The 17,804-nt window shown below is 52.2% G+C and carries 18 protein-coding genes; 6 read left to right on the top strand and 12 right to left on the bottom strand.

The window, feature by feature from the left end:
- The first annotated feature begins 32 nt into the window (after positions 1-32).
- The 5 genes from guaB to TGAM_RS03900 all read left to right on the top strand — a co-directional run bounded on the left by guaB (position 33) and on the right by TGAM_RS03900 (position 3,732).
- Positions 33-1,490, top strand: coding sequence for an IMP dehydrogenase (guaB, locus tag TGAM_RS03880; RefSeq protein WP_015858379.1), 1,458 nt, complete (start codon positions 33-35; stop codon positions 1,488-1,490).
- Between the two features lie 61 nt (positions 1,491-1,551).
- A complete protein-coding gene (guaA, locus tag TGAM_RS03885; protein ID WP_048811100.1) occupies positions 1,552-2,475 on the top strand; it encodes a glutamine-hydrolyzing GMP synthase in 924 nt (307 codons plus the stop codon).
- 41 nt (positions 2,476-2,516) lie between these two features.
- Entirely contained in the window at positions 2,517-2,726 is a 210-nt protein-coding gene (locus TGAM_RS03890; RefSeq protein WP_048811101.1) for an antitoxin AF2212-like protein, read from the top strand.
- Complete coding sequence (locus TGAM_RS03895; RefSeq protein ID WP_015858382.1) at positions 2,723-3,169, top strand: type II toxin-antitoxin system VapC family toxin; 447 nt, start codon at positions 2,723-2,725, stop codon at positions 3,167-3,169. Before TGAM_RS03890 ends, TGAM_RS03895 begins: the two co-directional genes overlap by 4 nt.
- Positions 3,166-3,732, top strand: coding sequence for a GMP synthase subunit A (locus tag TGAM_RS03900; protein WP_015858383.1), 567 nt, complete (start codon positions 3,166-3,168; stop codon positions 3,730-3,732). The genes TGAM_RS03895 and TGAM_RS03900 overlap by 4 nt, the downstream gene beginning before the upstream one ends.
- Positions 3,733-4,076: 344 nt before the next feature.
- Here TGAM_RS03900 and TGAM_RS03905 read toward each other — a convergent pair whose 3' ends face one another.
- From TGAM_RS03905 to twy1, 11 genes are all read right to left on the bottom strand, one after another.
- Positions 4,077-4,832 carry a DUF2101 family protein gene (locus TGAM_RS03905; RefSeq protein WP_015858385.1) on the bottom strand — a complete coding sequence of 252 codons (756 nt, stop codon included), beginning with the start codon at positions 4,830-4,832 and terminating at the stop codon, positions 4,077-4,079.
- A 9-nt stretch (positions 4,833-4,841) separates the two neighbouring features.
- Entirely contained in the window at positions 4,842-7,232 is a 2,391-nt protein-coding gene (locus tag TGAM_RS03910; RefSeq protein ID WP_015858386.1) for a DUF2341 domain-containing protein, read from the bottom strand.
- Positions 7,232-9,340: a hypothetical protein gene (locus TGAM_RS03915; protein ID WP_015858387.1), complete on the bottom strand. Its 2,109-nt coding sequence runs from the start codon at positions 9,338-9,340 to the stop codon at positions 7,232-7,234. The genes TGAM_RS03910 and TGAM_RS03915 overlap by 1 nt, the downstream gene beginning before the upstream one ends.
- A gap of 2 nt (positions 9,341-9,342) precedes the next feature.
- Positions 9,343-10,338, bottom strand: coding sequence for a hypothetical protein (locus TGAM_RS03920; RefSeq protein ID WP_015858388.1), 996 nt, complete (start codon positions 10,336-10,338; stop codon positions 9,343-9,345).
- On the bottom strand, positions 10,335-10,805 hold the full coding sequence (locus tag TGAM_RS03925) for a hypothetical protein (RefSeq protein WP_015858389.1): 471 nt from the start codon (positions 10,803-10,805) through the stop codon (positions 10,335-10,337). The genes TGAM_RS03920 and TGAM_RS03925 overlap by 4 nt, the downstream gene beginning before the upstream one ends.
- The gene (locus TGAM_RS03930) at positions 10,786-11,226 is read right to left on the bottom strand and encodes a hypothetical protein (RefSeq protein WP_048811102.1); all 441 of its coding nucleotides are present in this window, start codon (positions 11,224-11,226) and stop codon (positions 10,786-10,788) included. The genes TGAM_RS03925 and TGAM_RS03930 overlap by 20 nt, the downstream gene beginning before the upstream one ends.
- A 1-nt stretch (position 11,227) precedes the next feature.
- The gene (locus TGAM_RS03935) at positions 11,228-11,869 is read right to left on the bottom strand and encodes a class III signal peptide-containing protein (RefSeq protein WP_015858391.1); all 642 of its coding nucleotides are present in this window, start codon (positions 11,867-11,869) and stop codon (positions 11,228-11,230) included.
- A gap of 64 nt (positions 11,870-11,933) precedes the next feature.
- A complete protein-coding gene (locus TGAM_RS03940; RefSeq protein ID WP_015858392.1) occupies positions 11,934-12,560 on the bottom strand; it encodes a hypothetical protein in 627 nt (208 codons plus the stop codon).
- Positions 12,550-13,647, bottom strand: a complete 1,098-nt coding sequence (locus tag TGAM_RS03945) for an FtsZ/tubulin family protein (protein WP_015858393.1) — start codon at positions 13,645-13,647, stop codon at positions 12,550-12,552. The genes TGAM_RS03940 and TGAM_RS03945 overlap by 11 nt, the downstream gene beginning before the upstream one ends.
- Positions 13,648-13,656: 9 nt before the next feature.
- Positions 13,657-15,921, bottom strand: coding sequence for a prenyltransferase/squalene oxidase repeat-containing protein (locus TGAM_RS03950; RefSeq protein ID WP_048811103.1), 2,265 nt, complete (start codon positions 15,919-15,921; stop codon positions 13,657-13,659).
- Positions 15,922-15,995: 74 nt separating this feature from the next.
- On the bottom strand, positions 15,996-16,997 hold the full coding sequence (twy1, locus tag TGAM_RS03955; protein ID WP_048811104.1) for a 4-demethylwyosine synthase TYW1: 1,002 nt from the start codon (positions 16,995-16,997) through the stop codon (positions 15,996-15,998).
- Positions 16,998-17,054: 57 nt separating this feature from the next.
- Between twy1 and TGAM_RS11115 the strand changes: the two genes are divergently transcribed.
- On the top strand, positions 17,055-17,351 hold the full coding sequence (locus tag TGAM_RS11115) for a hypothetical protein (protein ID WP_015858396.1): 297 nt from the start codon (positions 17,055-17,057) through the stop codon (positions 17,349-17,351).
- Positions 17,352-17,391: 40 nt separating this feature from the next.
- Here the strand turns inward: TGAM_RS11115 and TGAM_RS03960 are convergent, their stop codons facing one another.
- Positions 17,392-17,763 (bottom strand): hypothetical protein, encoded by a 372-nt coding sequence (locus TGAM_RS03960; RefSeq protein WP_015858397.1) that lies wholly within the window; start codon positions 17,761-17,763, stop codon positions 17,392-17,394.
- Positions 17,764-17,804: the final 41 nt, after the last annotated feature.

Here is a 17,804-nt window from a genome sequence, read left to right on the forward strand (position 1 = left end):
CAAGTCAAAAAGGACGCGGAGGTTTAGAAAAAATGGGAAAGTTTGAACACAAACTTGTTAATGCCATTAGGGGTTACACTTTCGACGACGTTCTTCTTATACCACAGCCGACTGAGGTCGAGCCGAAGGACGTTGACGTTTCAACGAGGATTACGCCGAAGATAAGGCTCAACATCCCGATTCTCAGCGCGGCGATGGACACGGTTACGGAATGGGAAATGGCCGTCGCGATGGCACGTGAAGGGGGTCTTGGAGTAATCCACAGGAACATGAGCATCGAGGAGCAGGTTGAGCAGGTGAAGAAGGTCAAGCGCGCGGAGCGCTTTATCGTCGAGGATGTAATCTCGATTTCGCCCGATGAAACGGTGGACTACGCCATCTTCCTTATGGAGAGGAACGACATAGACGGCCTGCCCGTCGTCGAGGATGGAAAAGTCGTCGGCGTTATCAGCAAAAAGGACATAGCTGTCAAGCAGGGAAAACTGGTAAGGGATATCATGACCGGCGAGCCGATAACCGTCCCCGAGAACGTGACGGCTGAAGAAGCCCTCACTCTGATGTTCGAGCACAGGATTGACAGACTGCCGGTTGTGAACTCTGAAGGGAAGCTCGTTGGCATAATCACGATGAGCGATTTGGCAAAGAGAAGGAAGTGGAAAAACGCAGTCAGGGACGAGAACGGAGATCTAGTCGTTGCTGCAGCCGTTGGACCCTTTGATCTTGAAAGGGCGAAGGCTCTCGATAGGGCCGGAGCTGATGTTATCGTAATCGATACCGCTCACGCACACAATCTCAAGGCGATTAAGGCCATGAAGGAGATAAGGAAAGCGGTTGATGCCGACATCATCGTTGGAAACATCGCCAATCCAAAAGCGGTTGACGATTTAACCTTTGCCGACGCGGTGAAGGTTGGCATAGGGCCCGGAAGTATATGCACTACCCGCGTTGTAGCTGGTGTTGGTGTCCCCCAAATTACGGCCATAGCGCTCGTGGCGGACAGGGCGAGTGAGTACGGGCTTCACGTCATAGCAGATGGTGGAATCCGCTACTCCGGGGACATAGTGAAGGCCATAGCGGCTGGAGCAGATGCTGTCATGCTCGGCTCCCTTTTGGCAGGAACAAAGGAGGCCCCGGGCAAGGAGGTCGTAATCAACGGACGGCGCTACAAGCAGTACCGAGGGATGGGTTCACTCGGTGCAATGATGAAGGGCGGGGCAGAGCGCTATTATCAGAAGGGTCACATGAAGACGAGGAAGTTTGTACCTGAGGGCGTTGAAGGTGTCGTCCCCTATAAGGGATCGGTCAGCGACGTCATTTATCAGCTCATCGGTGGTCTGCGCTCTGGAATGGGCTACGTTGGCGCTAAGAACATTGAGGAACTCAAAGAGAAGGGTGAGTTCGTTATCGTAACGCAGGCCGGCGTCAGGGAGAGCCACCCTCACGATATCCTTATCACCAACGAAGCCCCAAACTACCCGATTAACAAATAAATGCTAAGATCGCCAAATTTTTAAATTGTTTTTGTCATTTAAACGCTGAATGGTGATGTTCATGTGGAAGGACTTCATCAGGGAGAAGGTTGAGGAGATAAGGGAAACCGTCGGCGATGGGAAGGCGATAATAGCGCTCAGCGGTGGTGTTGACAGCTCAACCGCCGCTGTACTCGCGCACAAAGCTATAGGTGATAGACTTCACGCGGTGTTCGTTAACACGGGCTTCATGCGCAAGGGCGAGCCCGAGTTCGTTGTCAAGACCTTCCGCGACGAGTTCGGCCTCAACCTGCACTACGTTGACGCGAGCGAGCGCTTTTTCAAGGCTTTGAAGGGCGTTACCGACCCGGAGGAGAAGAGGAAGATAATAGGTCGCGTTTTCATCGAGGTCTTCGAAGAAATAGCTAAGGAAATCAACGCCGACTTCCTGATTCAGGGAACCATCGCCCCGGACTGGATTGAGAGCAAGGGGAAGATCAAGAGCCACCACAACGTCGGAGGTCTGCCAGAGAGGCTCAACCTCAAGCTCATTGAACCGCTCCGTGACCTCTACAAGGACGAGGTTCGGGAGCTGGCGAAGGAGCTCGGCCTTCCCGAGAAGATTTACAACAGAATGCCCTTCCCGGGGCCGGGCCTCGCCGTCAGGGTTCTTGGTGAGGTCACGCCGGAGAAGATAGCGATAGTCAGGGAAGCAAACGCAATAGTCGAGGAGGAAATCGAGAAGGCCGGGCTCAGACCCTGGCAGGCTTTCGCGGTTCTCCTTGGAGTTAAAACCGTCGGTGTTCAGGGCGACATAAGGGCCTACAAGGAAACGATAGCGGTTAGGGTCGTTGAGAGCCTCGACGGAATGACTGCTAATGCTATGAACGTCCCCTTCGAGGTTCTTCAGAGGATAGCCTTCAGGATAACGAGCGAGATTCCCGAGGTCGGGAGAGTCCTCTACGACATCACCAACAAGCCACCCGCTACCATAGAGTTCGAGTGAAGGCTTATTTACCTCCGTTTCCAACTTTAAGCGGTGGGAGCATGGGTGAGATTATCGAGGTGATTTACGAGAACGGCGTGCTGAAGCCCCTCAAGCCCCTCAAGCTGAAGGAGGGGCAGAGGCTCAGGGTAAGGATTTACCACGAGGACTTCCTTGAGCTGGCAAGGGAGATGAGGAAAAGAGTAACGCCCGAAAAGTTCAGGGAAGACCCGACGGACTATCTCCTTCGCTTGAGGGAGGAGGAAACATGAAGGTCGTGGTTGACACCTCCGTTGTTTTCCATCTGTTTTCTAGCTTCTATCCTGAAAGGGCAGAAGTCGCCGAAAGAATCATAGAGTATGCACAGTTAGGCTCGCTTGAGCTTTACGCTCCCCGCTTGGGGGAAGTTGAGTTCGTTGCTGTTCTCTCAAGGTATTTTGAGCGGGAGCAGGTTGAGAAGGCGCTAACCTACTACAGCGAAATAGTTGCGTGGGTTCCTGAGGAACTGCTCATCGAGGAGCTTCGAGAAGTGGCCTTTCAGACGCATCACAAGGCTTCTGATATCTATTTCATTGCGACAGCCCGATACCTTGACGGGGTTCTTGTTACGAATGACAGGAAGATGGCCGAGCTGGCCAAGTCCCTTGGTTTGAGGGCTTTTTATCTCGTTGAAGAACACGATGCCTTCTTCAAACTCCTGGAGGTGGGCTCATGATAGTTATAATGGACAACGGCGGACAGTACGTCCACAGGATTTGGAGAACGCTCCGCTATCTGGGCGTCGAGGCGAAGATAATTCCGAACACAACCCCGCTTGAGGAAATCAAGGCGATGGAGCCGAAGGGAATAATCTTCTCAGGTGGCCCCGACATAAACAAGACGGGCAACTGCGATGCCATTCTAGAGCACTACGACGAGTTCAACGTCCCAATCCTCGGGATCTGTCTCGGTCACCAACTCATAGCGAGGCACTTCGGTGGAAAGGTCGGTAGGGGCAAGAAGGCCGAGTACAGCTTGGTTGAGATTGAAATAGTCGAGGAAAACGACCTCTTTAAGGGCTTTCCAAGGAAGCTGAAGGTGTGGGAGAGCCACATGGATGAGGTGAAGGAGCTCCCGCCGGGCTTTAAACTGCTCGCGAGGAGCGAGACCTGTCCGATTGAGGCCATGAAGCACGAAACGCTCCCAATCTACGGCGTCCAGTTCCATCCCGAGGTCTCCCACACCGAGCGCGGGGCCGAGGTTTACAGGAACTTCGCGAGGCTCTGCGGGGAGCTCTAGCTCAGCTAGTCGGTCCTCTCTTCACCTTTCCGCAACGGATTTACTCATCATCGCATCCACTACTTTTAGGGAAAAACTTTTTAAGGTTTGCTTGTTACTATTTTTGGTGATATCTTGGGACATACGATCTACTATAAAACTTCAATCCATCGGTGGGAAGAGTTTCTGAGTTTCATTGGTAGAGTTTGTCAGGGGCTGGGCTATGAAGTGGCACCTGTGGGGGAGTCCGTCAGTGTATTTCCCACCTGTTCGCTAGTGGAGCCCCTCCTCATTCCGCGAAGTGGGGAGGGCTTCGTAAAAACTAACCTTATTGAACCCTGCCACTCAATTTATCTCCTTATCCTTCACTCGGTGTCGTCCTTTGGCTCGGTCTCGGTGTGGGAGGATTGATCTAGGTAGACCTCGATTACTCTGACCGGCACCGAACCTTTCAAAGTTCTCTCCTCCACCAGTAGCTTCACGACCCTGCCCGGCTCGGCATCAGGAACGGCGGGAACCCAGTACCGTCCCGGCTTGACGTTTGCAGCTAAATCATCGTTCACGAAGACCCTTATGAGGTCACCTCTTACCTCTTCGACGATCCCGTAGGTGTATTCCCTTCCGTACCGCCCCTTAAAGTACCATCTGAAGAGCAGAACCACTATCAGAACGCCTATGAGGTAGCCATAGTAGTAGTAAACGCTCGTTGCAAGCTTTCTCAGGAGGAGGTATCCCAGAAAGGAGAGAAACGATATCACTGAAATCACGCTGTAAAAGAAGTAGTACGGCTCGGCCTCAACGAAAAAGTTCCAGTTCCTTTTTATCAGGTACCTTAGGTAGGCTATCTCTCCAATAAACAGAAGGGCAAGGAGATAAGGACTTCTTAAGGTCAGGACTATCAGGAGGGAAAGCAGAAGATAACCCACGAGTACGAGCTGGAGCTTGAGGCTGAGGAGCTCGTGGACTGTCACTTCTCTCCTCACGAGCCGCCGCAGGATCCTGAATTCCGGTGGTTTAGACTGGGGGGTCGGGCTTACAAGCTCTCTGATACTGTGAACGGCTTTTCTAGAAAACTCCTCTACCGCTTCGCCAATTGAGTAAAAAAGATCCAGGAGAGACATTTGATCACCTCACGGACAGGTGTAGCCGTAGAGAAGGTCACACGTCCCCTGTGGCCCTAAGATCTCCTCGCTGGTCTGAGGATCCAGGAAGAACGGTATTTCTTCGAGGTTGCTTGTTCCTATTGTCCCCTCTGAGACACCCCATACACGATATCCCTGAACCTTGGTTCCGTCTCCGAAGTAATAGTTGAGGAAGTAGTAGTCGGTGCTGGATTGCCCCTCTTCCACTGAAATTCCGAGGGTGAGGAACAGATTGAAGAGCTTCCTGTCGTAGGTGGGATCAGGTATCATGAAGCTCACCAGTCCAATGGGGTAGTACTGGTTTCCATATTTGTAACCCATCTCATCCTGCATCTGATGGGAAAGTGTAACGTAAGCGGCGTGATTGGCGTCGCTTCCCTCGAGCCTCTCGAAGAAGGACCACCCGTTTTCGGTGGCTATGTACCTCTGGTCCAGGATGCAGTTGAGAAGGGGCTGTATGTCGTAAACGGTTGCGTTGCTCGATGACGGCGCGGATGTGGAGGGAGCCGGCTTGGACTCTATGATCTGACTCAGCGTCGTGGTCTGCCAGTAAAGGGTTATTCCATTGAAATGGGGATCCTCAAGCAGATCGGTGGAGGTATCGTACTTGCGGACTGCTATCCACTGGTAGTCTGTCTTTCTGTACCAGAACTCACTGTCGGTTACTGCGTAAACGTATGCCAGGGGTTCAGTCCATGTCCTGTAGTAGTTATCGTTGTTGACCCTCCCCTCTGTTATATCCTTGAATTTGGAATCCTTGGAAGTTGTGGAGTACGGTTTCATAAGGGCCTCGTAGACGTGGAATGTGTCTATTGGATCCCTCCCCCCGATCTCCGAAAGATATACCCACCAGGGTCTGTGGATCGCAAGGCCGTCGTCGCTCCAGGTTCCATCATCCGTAAACAGGAGCATTCTGCCGCTTGAGTCCTCAACACCAACGCCGGAATCCCAGTCATAATAGTTCCTCTCTGCCCTCATCCTGAACCTGACGGCAAAGCCTCCGTAGAGATCGAGGGAGTTCTGGTTCAGTTTGATCTCAACCTCATTTCCGCCGTCGATTGTCAGAGAGTCCTCAAAAAATTCAAACACGGCGTTTCCGTCTCCCTTAGTTGGCGCGGTTTCGTTGCCGAAGTACATCTCCACCGTCACGCGGCCGTTGACCGGAATCGATAGCCTGAGCCACACCAAGGCTGTTTCCGTCGTTGGATCCCAATACTCTATCCAGAACGGAACTGGATTGCAGTTTGTGTCGTAGAAGGCTATGGAGGCGTTTGTTTGGTATGGGTCTCCTAAGTACGTGTTCTGAGTGTTCTGGAAGATGAAGTCCAGCATCTGGGTTGTGAAGCCCTTGGCGGTGCTTATCAGGAGGGGAATCTGGTAGTCGTTGAGGTCTATTCCCACGTTGTTCTCGATGGTCAGGTTTATACGATAGCCTAGGATGGAGCACCATCCCGATGGAAGTCCCGTTCCGGTTCCGGAGGAGGTAACGTTGCCAAATTTAAGGATTCCAACGTCTCCGCTGTTAAGGATGACGTCCCTTGTCGTTGTGGGGATTCCGTCAACTGTCAGGTTAGAGACGTGGTCGCCGGAGGAGTCCCATATGTCCGTTAGGTTGTACTGAAAGTCCGTTCCAAAGTAGCCAATGACCGTGGATGATGTGCCAACTCCGGTGCCGTTGGCTATGGTGAGGGGTCTTGATCCAAGCTCGGGGTAGGCGTAGGGGCAGGCTCTTAGAGACCTCTGGTACCTTCCTCCAGTCATCGCCGAGAATATTGGGTCCTCCAGATCGCGAATGTCAACGGTTGAGTACACGTATCCGCCGGTTGAGGGTATCGGTCCGTCGTAGACTACGAGACCAGATGAATCGGTAATCCTCACCCTGGGTATGCGAGCCTTGATAACAACTGTAAACGCGTCGAGGGGAGCCACAGTTATTTCCGTGGAACTGACGATATCGCTTATTGAGGGGTAGATGCTGTAACCCTGATCCTGAAGAAGTTTGCTCACGTTTGAAAGCCATGTTTTGAGGGTTTGACCGCCCATAACGCGAAGTGTATCGTATCCAGTAACCGCGGGTGAGGTTCCGCTCTTTATGAAATCGCGGATGGTGTTGTTCGCCTTGTATGTTGGACTTATGAAGTTGCCAGTAACGGCCACGTAATCGACCGCGGCAACAACGGCCCTCTTTCCTGACAGCTCTAACGCCTTCTGGAATTCGAGATTCAGGAAGTTGATGACATCGTATGTCCTCCCAAACTGGGTTCTCTCGCTCTGGGCCTTGATTATCGAGGAGGAAACGTCCTCGTAAGTAGCCAGAAGAAGGAGGAGGGGAATAAGGAGCACAATGACGGCCGAATTGAGAAGGAAGCCCCGCCTCATCAGCCTTCCCTCCACACGCGTAGGGTTATCTGAATCGGTTTGAAGAGACCTGGAATATTCCCCATTGATGCGACCTCAATCTGAACCGTTGAGGGCAGCTCAACGAGGATCGGGTTGCTCTGTGTGCCATCACCGCCGAGGTTGTTGAACAGTCTTACTATTGCGTCGTCAACGGCGTACGTGTTTCTTCCGTCGAGAAGATCCTGTGCGGTTAGATCGCAGTAGGGTTCCTCTCCAGCTAATATATGATGTGGGGAGTTGTCCCCCACCCAGTAGTATGTGATATTGTATCCGTTGCACCCATCGCGGATGTACTTGGGGAAGACATCTCCGTAGCCTGCATAGGCCTGGATTACATATGTGAGCTCTCCGTTTCCGTTTTTTGGTTGCAGCCAGTACCCATATCCTAGTGATATTGTAAGTTTGTTAAACCCCTTGGATATTGCATTTGGCAGTGGTCTGTATCTCCAATCGAACGTATCTTTGGTATATCCCACCCTTGCTAGGGCGTAGATGAAGGGGCTTGAAGGATTGCAACCTCCCCCGTGGCAGTGAATATAAGTGGGTGATATCTCGTCATTATCGATCTGTATTTTCTGATACGGGTCGTAGCCGGTGTAATAGAGCCAAGGAAATTGGAACTTTGCCCAAAGGGGAGTTGCACCAGAGGGCACTCTGAACTGTATGGTGAGGTAGCTGGTCCAGTCGGAGCGTGGCATTGGTATTGGCTCGGTAATGTCTATTGTGTAGGCTGTGAGAAGAACCTCAGAGCGATAATCAGCCTCTACAAAGGAGTTGTCCCCGATCAGGTGTATTCTTGGGGAGTACTCTGTATCGCTCTCTCCAGCTTGGACAATGATAGTTGTATACCTACTAGATATCTGATTGTAGTTGTAGCCCTCATGTGCCAGTGTAGTTGAAATCGTGGAGTTGGTCCAGTAGCAGGTTTTCGTTTTACTTGCTTGGTCGTAGGTACACCTCGTTGCTGGAATCTTTATTTCTCTATCAAACATGAAGGAAAGGGTTATGGGAGTGCCTGAGGATATGTTGCCTACAGAGATCTGCACGCTGAGAGACTTCAGTAATCCTGGCACGAACAGGTACTTCCATGCGGTTATCCCGTACCTTGCACTTACATCTTCAAAGTGGAATTTCTGCGGGAACCTTAATGTGGAGGGTTTTGAAGTCTGGTACTTTATCCTTATGTACTGGGCCCCATCTTCTCCACCATCATACCAAGACTTGTAGACCCTAACCTCAAATGTGTTCCTCTCTCCCGGTTTGAAGTTTTCTATTAGCCTAAGTCCTCCACTAGGATCCGTATCGGTTAGAAGGCGGTTGTTGTCAACGTATCCTGACCAGATCTTATTCCCATTCAGATACACCTCGTACTCTGATCCGACCCACGCTGGCTCTAGGAACCAGTCTATTTCCTCTATTGTGGCGTCGGGTGGGATTGCACCTGCGGGCACTGTATACTTGATAATAACTTCATCGTCTGAACTATACGTCTTAGCGTAGATGTAACCACCTCTTATTATATATGTATTCTCTTTACTTCCCAGCTTTGTTAGATATGCCCTCGCCATGTATCCCCTCGGCGTCTGGTTGTAGGCATAGCCGCTCATTATCAGGGTCGCGGGGGAGACATCGGGTGCTCTTGAGTAGTTTGATCCGAGCTTTCTCAGGTAGGGACTAGTGTAGTTGTTGATGAGGAGCTCGTAGTTGTACCTCTGAAGTGTCTTGTTGAGGATGTACCCGAGTATAACCTCGGCCTTGTGCCTCAAGTTTGCGGAGGGATATATCGGAGCGGTCGCCCAGTACGTTGAAACTATGTCCAGTGGACTCATATCCGGATTGACAAGGCTCAGGTTCAGGGTTCCGTTCTGAATCCACCCCTGAATAACGCCCGGATCAACGAGTTCGTTGAGGGGTACTGTTCTGAGAGTTAGAAGGGTGCTTGAGGCCAGCTCCTTTGACTGGGACCTCATGTAGGTGGAGTAAACCTTTGAGCTGTTTTCGGTAACGGCGACTATCCCCGTGATGAATAGGGTGACGAGTATGAGCGATAGCAAAGCGTCAAGCGTGAACACGAAACCTCGCCTCATGGTCAATCCCACACGACCAGTTTTATTATCCCCTCATCGAACTTGGGCTTGAGCAGCCACTTAAGTGACGGGATGATGGTTATTTCAATCTCATTTCGGGCCCAGCCGTTGAGAGAGTACAACCATATACCCACAACACTGTTGACGTTATCGCCAATGACATTAGTAAGAGGTATCGAAATTGAGGATGTGTTCCCTGAGTAATTGATCACCGTTCCGTTCTCGACCAGCGTTGCTGAGAGGGGATTGCCAGTCTCATTACGATAAATGAGGATGGCCTTTAGCCCGGATCCTGCCAGTACTACCAGCGTTAGGTTACCCGCCACGTCTGGTGCGGTTATCTCCATGTGGGAATTTATTGGGGGCTTCTGGGCGAGTACCCCATAAACGATGGGCTCTTCGGTGGAGGGACCGGCGGAGAGGTTGTACTCGAAGCGTTCCACGACGAACTTCTTCTGGGACACGTCTATCCAGCTTGACTCATTGAGCGAGCTTGAAATCGTGGTGTAATCTGTTACGATAGTCCTGTTCACTATCGCGAAGGAATACGTCGGCTGGTTGAGCTCCACGAATGTTGACGCGAGGGTGTAATTTCCATTAATGGTGGGAAATGTTCCGGCGAGCTCAAATTTTGATATGTATGTTGACATCATGATGTTCCTACCTAGAGACATGTTCACCAGCGAGCCAAGGACGCTGGGAAGGTTCTCATTCATAACCACTATCTTGCGGTAGCTGATGGCAAACGTGTTATTAACGCTCCTCAATCCAATGACCCTGAAAGCGGATGGATTGAGCTCCCAGTCCACGGGATCCCCCGGGCTCTTTGTTAAAACGTCGAGCATGTTGTCAGCTATGTTCGACCTCTCGTACCAGCCGATCATCGATGTTATCTCGCCTTTCAACGTAGTGGACGTGTTTATGACCGCCGCGAACACGAACATCATGATTATCAGCGACAGCATCGCATCGAGCGATAGTAGCTGGGCCCTTCTCACGCTCTCACCACCTTCACGGTTATGCTCACGGTTTTACCTCCATAGGATAGGGCCCCGTTCACCCGGGAGAATCCCTTTGATTCAAGCCAGTTTTCAATGAACCCGGAGATCGCATTCTCGACCTTACTAACCTCGAGCGGCCCCGAGTAAATCACAGTAACGTTGAGGTTTATCGAACTTTCCGTTGAGGAGTCTATGAAAGTCCTGGACACCTTGCACTGAATCGATGAGTAGTTTGCCTCCTTTATCACAGCATTGAGTGACGAATAGGCGGGCTCATTGACTTCAACCCCAGTCCCCAGGTACGAGCATGCATTGTCGGCCGCGTTCTTCACGTGCATCAGCACGACAGTGTCGGTGTTGGTATTCATGTACCCGGGGAGGAGTATTGCAGCGCCGATAAGTATGATCCCTGCTATGAAAAGAACTTCAAGAGCAGTCTGAGCTTTAGCCCTGGAGGAGGACATGGATCTCACCCCCAACGTTTTGGGCTGTCACGTTGAAGTCCCTCTCCCCCTGTCCGAGTGTAATCGAGCTCGTTGCGTAGAGTGGGACCTGCAATCTCTGCGCGACTTTGAATGTCTTACCGCCGAGCGTCGCCGCTATTTCAACCCTGTTCGTCGTCGAGTTCAGCGTTATGGTTACGCTGTCACCAGCTTTGAGCTCAAAGGGAAGCTCCTTCCTCACCGTGAAGCCGTCGCCAGCGGCATAGACCTGGGTGACGGTGTCCCGCAGATCCACTGCGAGGATCTTCAGCTTGGCCGCGCTGTCGAAGGTTCTGGCGTTTGCAGTCTCCCCCGATGCAATGGAAACAATACCAGCTACCGTAACGGTCACGAGCATTATGGCAATGAGGAAATCAAAGGTTATCTGGGCTTTTCTTTTCATCTCACCCACCGGGGTTTATGTTTATCATGAGCTCGCCGGCGGTCGAGTTGAAGACCCACGAGTTCGGAAGGTCTGGGTTCCACTCTACGACCACTTTGAGGACCTGGGGGATCGTTGATGGATCCAGCCTGAGGCCGTACACTGTTGTCACTCCAGTGCCAAAATCAACGCTGGCACTCGAACCGCCCCACACCGTTGAGTTTCCCAGGAGATCCCTCTGGTAGAGCGCCCTAGTCCAGAAGGCGTTCTTGTTTCCCCCCGTCAGGATGACTTTCGTTGTTCCGGTGCCGTTGAGGACCATCACGTACGTTCCGTTCCCATCGTTTAGATGCTGGCCATAGGTTACGAAGATCATGGGATCTGCAACGCCCCACACTTTCTCTAGGTAGTACGGCTTTCTAAGGTACACGAGCTTTACGTAAACGGTCGTCTTCGAGCCCGGTCCCTGGGAGTACGCCTGGCTTATGGCTCCGGATATGGTGTTGGCCAGCTCCTTCTCTTCAAGGGCTATCTGTACCCTTAGTGTTTCGATTGACTGGGAACCCTGCTGGAACGTCGTGTTTTTGACTGAGTAAGCTAACAGGATGAGCAGGATTGCGAAGATGAACAGGAATTCGAGGGAGATCTGACCCTTCTTGCCCATAGCCCTCACTCTGAGTATGTTATGGATTTTGCCTATTTAACGCTTGCTCAACAAAAATATGGGGTCATTCCACATCATTGAGGGGTTCGGCAATGGCAAAGGATTCCCTTCCGATTTTAATCCTCCTGACACCGAAATAATCGTCGTTGAACAGTTTGAACCTGTACCTCTCCGGGTTGAGGTTGTATCTGCTCAGAAGGGCCCTCATCTCATCGATGAAGAACTGGGTCAGCTGATGGTAGATGAGGTCGCTCTTCTCCCTGGCTCGATCTAAGACCCAGAGCACCAAGGGCAGTAGTCCCAGCCCTGGGAGGACGAAGTACCACGAGAAGAGCAGTCCGGCGGTGATTGAAAAGATAACGCCGATACCTATAAGTGAAAGGAGGAAGTACTTGGCTTTTCTGACGTCCTTGAGCTCCTCGACCTTGGCCTCCCATATGTCTAGAAGGGCTGGGTTGTAGAAATCGAAGGCGGTATGCCTCTTTCCTTTTCTGATGCGTTCCCTTATCAGGCTGTCCCAATCGTCATGGTAATATACGAGGAAGCCCTTCTTCTGGGCCCTCTCCGCGTCTATTGATGAAATTATCCGCCTTATGTCCTCCGCGCTCTCGTGGGCTATGTGGGAGTATACCTCCCGCTCATCGAGCTCCAGCGCGACTTCTACCGAATCCCTTATCCCCTCACTCGGCATTCTCACCACCGGGGTAGAGATCATCGAAATCAGGAAGGCCTGAAAGCAGTTCCCTCTTCTTCTCCTCTGCTTCTTTCTTTGCCCTCATAAACGAGCTTGCGTACTCCTTGGCGGTTCTGATGATTCTTTCTATGCTCTCGCTCTCGTAGATGCCACTGAGAAGCGTTACAACCTCAACCTCGCGCGTTCTTGGATCAGGATAAAAGCCCCTGAAGATCTGTTTTCCTTTGATTCTGTCTGTGAGCTCGTCAAGGGCCTCGAAGATCTCCTTCGCCTTGAGGACTTCGGGTGGGCCGTGAACTGCTACGAGACCGTAAAGGGCTGACTCAACGTTGGCCTCGAGATAAAGCCCCTCACTCTCGAACGACCTGACTATCAGCTTCGAGAGGCTCTTGAGCTGATCCGCCCGGGCCTTCGCGTAGCCGACTGTTGCAAAACTTCCAAAGGCTTTGAGGACGAACTTCAGATCGCTTGCGTCGAGGGTCTGCTCCCCAGGAACGTCAATCAGGGCGAGAAGTGAGGCGATCCTCTCTACGATAGTGTAGTTTATCATCTCGTAGGCCTGGGATATGTCGAGGTCGCCCTCCTTGAGCTTGTTGTTGTCTATGGCTATTATTGAGTCCGCCACCTTGGAAAGCTTGTCTATCGTGATGGCGGCGTTGATGGTAGGCCGTATACCCTCCTCCTTTAGTGGCAGGGCTCCGATGGCAACTACCAGTGAATCCGGGTACTCCTCCTTGAGGGCCTCCGCCAAAACCGGCGTTCCGCCCGCTCCGGTTCCACCACCAAAGCCGAAGGTAAGGAAGAAGATGTCAACGTCCTCGTAGCCGACCATTGAGGAGATCTTCCTCATAACCATCGGAAGGTCTCTCTTCATGGCCTCCCTTCCGAGGACGGGGTTCGCGTTAACGCCCTTCCCACCGGTTAGGCTCTCCCCTATGAGGATCCTCCTGTCGGAGGGGATGTGCTTGAGATAGTCGAGATCACCCCTGGAAGTGTTTATCGCCAAAGCCTCAAAATCGACTAAAGAAAAGAGGTCGGCTATCTTGGTTCCGCACTGGCCGACCCCTATGATTATAGCTCTCACGATCTCACCTCATCCAACTGTCTCGGCGGTTACCTCGTTGAGCTCTATCTTTCCGTCCCCGTTCCTGTCCTCATAGTGAACCACAACCGCAGGCCCCTGCATGTACTTGACGTAGCCTATCTTGAACACGAGCTTCGCTATCTCCGAGGAGTCCTCGTCGTAGAGGACGAAGAGCATAACTCCCTTCGCGGTTCTTCCCGGGATCAGGAGAACCGTGTCTTGGCGCGGATAAGTGGAGTTTTTGAGCCCTATCTCGTTTCCTGAAATGTCTAGGACTATGTAACGGTTGTAGCGGGAGACGTTTACGTCATCGAAGCCCGCCAGCACAATGGAGTTCCCCTCCTCCATTAGCGAGAGGGGTCCTAGGTCAAAGCGGTAGCCAAAGGTTTCACGGAGGTAGTTTATGACATCCTTTGCGTCACTTATCCTATCTTCGGGGCAGACCACGTTGAAAGTTGAGGTTTCAAGGGCGTTTCTAACGTCCGAGAGATCCACCATTGGCATTTTGTTGAAGCTTGAAAGGTATATCACCGCAAAGGCGGTCTCCAGTGTGTCGTTGGCGATCAATCCGGAATCCCTGGCCTTCTTCACGAAATCGAGGGTCTGCTGGGTGTAGTCAAAGCCGTAGTGCATGAGCAGGAGAGTTGCCTCGACGGTAAGATCCACGCGGGGCCTTCCTTCGATCTTGGTTCCATTGATATTGGTGTGTTCCTTCATGTAGGGCCAGCCACCGTCGACCCTCTGGGAGATAAGCCACTTCAGATGAGCCTCGAGTTCCGGTCTGGTCGCTATTGGTTCCAGGGCCTTTAGAACGGTGAGCGTGTCAAGGACGTTCACCTCGAGCATGAAAGGATAGAGGCCGCTCTGGTAGTAGAGGCCCCAGCCCGTTGAACTTATCGAGAGGAGCCACTTCTTGGCGGCAATAACATCGGGGTCGGATCTATTGATCCCAAGGGCCATGAGAGCGCTCAGGGCCATAGCCGTCTCGGCCGGCTGAGGACCGAGGTTCTCGACGCCCCACTTTCCAGTGTCCATCTTAACAGACTTTATAACCTCTATCGCGTGTTCCCTCTCACTCTCGTTGAGCCGATTGAAGTGAAGTAGGGTCATGAGGGCGTAGTAGTAACCAACCGTAAGCCTGCCCTCATTGAGGACTACCCTCTCGTCTTCCTTAAGCCTCTCCTCCGTCCAGTTCAGGGCTTTTTCAACGATATCTGGAGCGGGATAGCAGGCTTCTATAGCTATAAGAGCGTAGTACGTTGCCTTCTCGTTGGAGGGGGAGCCGCGGTAGATTCCCCATCCCCCATCTGGGTTCTGGTAGGATATCAACTGGTCGCAGGGCATCTCATTGGGGTTGATCGTTACCTCCCTTATCGGTGGTACGAGCTCGGAAACTGCGAGGAGAGCGTAGGCCGTTGGCGTTACAGTATCCGTTACCGAGATAGGATACTTCGGGGTGTCCGCCCAGAAGACCATGTTGGCCCCGGTGTGCTTTATCTGGTCGAGCCTTGCTATCGTCGCCACGACTTCGAAAGTTGGCTCCGAGTAGAGGGTCAGGGCATATGTAAGCAGTGCCCTCTGGGCCGGAGAAAGATCGTCTCCGTTGAGTATTTCTATGAGCTCTTTTACCTCGGACTTGTCAACGGGCTCTCCAACCGCTTTGAAGGCTATGAGTCTCAGGCCGAGGGCGGTGTAATCGTCGATGTACCTCGGCAGTTCGGGTAGGGATGAGACCGCAGATGAGACCACTGGACTTGATGAGTTGTGGCCGTTCTCTCCCAGGGCCCAGAGCGCCAGAACCGTCGGATAGAACATGGGCGTGCTGTTGGGAATGTAGCCCCATGTATTCCCCGTTTTGGAACTTACCAGGAACTTAACTCCCTTCTTACGGGCGTCATCTACCTTGAAAAGGTCATCGGTCCCCTCGAAAAACTTCTCCGCCTTTGAGAGGGCTATCAGGGCATAGGAGGTATCGAGAACGTTGCTCACGCTTCCGGGGAAGTAGCCCCAGCCGCCGTCCGGATTCTGGTAGGAGATCAGTTCCCTAGTGAACTCTCTAACCTTCGGCGTCAGATCCTCGTTTACCCTACCGCTGGCTTCCGCGAGGGCGATGATAGTAAGGCTCAGGGTCCTTATCTGCCCACTGCTGTCTCCAAACTTCTTGAGAAAGTTTGCAGAGCCCTCAGTAATGGAAAGGGCTGCAGTGAGGGGAGCAAAAACGATTACACCGATGAGAATTAGGGGAATAATTTTCAGGGGCCACCTTTTCACCATAGTCCACACCTCTAAAATCGCTAAACGGTGGCGGAATAAATAAAGTTTTCCTCGGGGCAAAAATTGGAGAGAGTTCAATCCTTGATGAACCTTCCCTCAAGCCCCCTGCCCTTTGGATTAACATCGTCGCGCATGATGAGAACGACCCTGCTCGGCTCGTACTCGTCTTCAATGTGGTAGCCGGGGAGGTGCTTCACGAGCTCCTCGGCGAAGGCCCTGATTTCCTCGTGCCTCGGCATGTTGTTGATGGTGAGCCTGTTCCGCGAGAAGCCGACGAACATGTAGGCTTTAGCCTCGACGAACATCGGGTTCGCTATCTTAATCAGCTCGGCGTACTTTTCTGGACTGTGCATGTTCTCGCCCTTCACAAGGGTGAGCCTTATCACCGTCCTCGTTTCCGCGTCGCGCATGAGCCTGAGCGTCTCCATAATCCTCTCCCAGCCGTCGGGAATCATGGGGACGTTGACGCGATTGTAGGTCTCGATGTCCGGAGCCGTGAGCGAGACGTAGAGCTGGGTCGGGAGCTTGTCCTCCTTAATCATCTCCTCCAGCCGCTCCGGAACGGTTCCGTTGGTGACTATGAAGGTCGTGAAACCGCGCTTGTGGAACTCCTCAACGAGGTCGCCCATGTAGGGGTAGAGCATCGGCTCGCCCGAGAGACTAATCGCCGCGTGCTTCGGGTTCCAGGCCTCCTCGAACTTCTCCTTCGGAACCTTGGGGTTGCCCTTGTAGCCCACTAAAAGCTTCCTCTGGGCCTTTATGCTCTCCTCGACGATGAAGGCAGGGTCGTCCCAGGGTTCTGGCAGTTCAGTGCCGAGGAAGCTCTCCATCGGACGCCAGCAGAAGATGCAGTTGTGGGTGCACCAAGCTAAAACGGGCGTCATCTGTAGACAGCGGTGGCTCGCTATGCCGTAGAACTTCTGCTTGTAGCAGAAGCGACCCTTAGTAAGGCTTTCCTTGAGCCAGTGGCAGAGCTTAACCCCGCTGTGCCTCCCAACGAGCTCGTAGTGCTGTTTCCTGAAGAGGAGCGCGATTTCCTCCGGCATGTTCGGGTTGGCCTTAACCACTATCGCCATTAGTCTCACCTAATTCTCTTCTCTGGCCTAAGTGCGCGGAGCATTTTAAAAATCTGATTGGTCAGTGTTGTTCAGGGTGTTACCTACGATATCGTGAGGGAGCCTATCGGGCTTCCGTTAAAGCCACTGATCCGTTTTAGCTCTATGAGTAAGGTTTTCAGATTTAAGAAGGAAGGCTTTCCTCATGGAGGAGAGATTTTTGCAGTTCGGGAAGTTCCGTTCTCATGCGGACGATTTTTGAGGCCCTTTCAAGAGAGCTTTGGGAACGCGCTGGTAGTTACGAGGCACGGCTATGCCTTTTCTCAACCCGACCGGATAAAGTGGTATTTTCTGACCCTTTATCTCTGGAACTGAAAGAGAAAAAGAAACTAACGGGAACGAGCATGAACTCTGGTCATAGCGGTTGTTGGAGAACCCCCCGCCGGCGCTTTTGGAAACGCCGGTACTCATCAACGGCCAGAGCAAAGGTGAGAGCCGCAAGGAATATTGCCTCCTCGGGGTCTTCCTGTCCAAGGTAAGCGCGGTAAATTGTTGCTCCCACACCGATTACAAGAAGCCACGTCCCCAGCAGAAACTCTCTGGCAAAAACTGCCCTTCTGTCCCTTGAGAACATTTTAACATACTCGCCTTCCCTCATCACAACTTTCTCGCTACCCGGAACAAACTCTAAAAGAGTTATTGGAACAATGACGAGCAGGAGACAAGGGCTAAGCCATGCAAAGAGGGCGTATGCTAAGGCCAGATAAAAGACCCTGCCGATGCCCACGTTTCCACTTTTTTTGAAGCATTAAAATTCTCCTAAAGGGG

The organism is Thermococcus gammatolerans EJ3, assembly GCF_000022365.1.
In the GTDB taxonomy this organism is placed as follows: domain Archaea; phylum Methanobacteriota_B; class Thermococci; order Thermococcales; family Thermococcaceae; genus Thermococcus; species Thermococcus gammatolerans.

What these genes read in the sequence shown, in the direction of transcription:
- guaB (WP_015858379.1), top strand. Translation starts at nt 33, where the DNA reads ATGGGAAAGTTTGAACACAAACTTGTTAATGCCATTAGGGGTTACACT.
- TGAM_RS03890 (WP_048811101.1), top strand. Translation starts at nt 2,517, where the DNA reads ATGGGTGAGATTATCGAGGTGATTTACGAGAACGGCGTGCTGAAGCCC.
- TGAM_RS03935 (WP_015858391.1), bottom strand. Translation starts at nt 11,869, where the DNA reads ATGGGCAAGAAGGGTCAGATCTCCCTCGAATTCCTGTTCATCTTCGCA.
- TGAM_RS03905 (WP_015858385.1), bottom strand. Translation starts at nt 4,832, where the DNA reads ATGTCTCTCCTGGATCTTTTTTACTCAATTGGCGAAGCGGTAGAGGAG.
- TGAM_RS03915 (WP_015858387.1), bottom strand. Translation starts at nt 9,340, where the DNA reads ATGAGGCGAGGTTTCGTGTTCACGCTTGACGCTTTGCTATCGCTCATA.
- TGAM_RS03930 (WP_048811102.1), bottom strand. Translation starts at nt 11,226, where the DNA reads ATGAAAAGAAAAGCCCAGATAACCTTTGATTTCCTCATTGCCATAATG.
- TGAM_RS03925 (WP_015858389.1), bottom strand. Translation starts at nt 10,805, where the DNA reads ATGTCCTCCTCCAGGGCTAAAGCTCAGACTGCTCTTGAAGTTCTTTTC.
- TGAM_RS03940 (WP_015858392.1), bottom strand. Translation starts at nt 12,560, where the DNA reads ATGCCGAGTGAGGGGATAAGGGATTCGGTAGAAGTCGCGCTGGAGCTC.
- TGAM_RS03900 (WP_015858383.1), top strand. Translation starts at nt 3,166, where the DNA reads ATGATAGTTATAATGGACAACGGCGGACAGTACGTCCACAGGATTTGG.
- TGAM_RS03910 (WP_015858386.1), bottom strand. Translation starts at nt 7,232, where the DNA reads ATGAGGCGGGGCTTCCTTCTCAATTCGGCCGTCATTGTGCTCCTTATT.
- twy1 (WP_048811104.1), bottom strand. Translation starts at nt 16,997, where the DNA reads ATGGCGATAGTGGTTAAGGCCAACCCGAACATGCCGGAGGAAATCGCG.
- guaA (WP_048811100.1), top strand. Translation starts at nt 1,552, where the DNA reads ATGTGGAAGGACTTCATCAGGGAGAAGGTTGAGGAGATAAGGGAAACC.
- TGAM_RS03950 (WP_048811103.1), bottom strand. Translation starts at nt 15,921, where the DNA reads ATGGTGAAAAGGTGGCCCCTGAAAATTATTCCCCTAATTCTCATCGGT.
- TGAM_RS03895 (WP_015858382.1), top strand. Translation starts at nt 2,723, where the DNA reads ATGAAGGTCGTGGTTGACACCTCCGTTGTTTTCCATCTGTTTTCTAGC.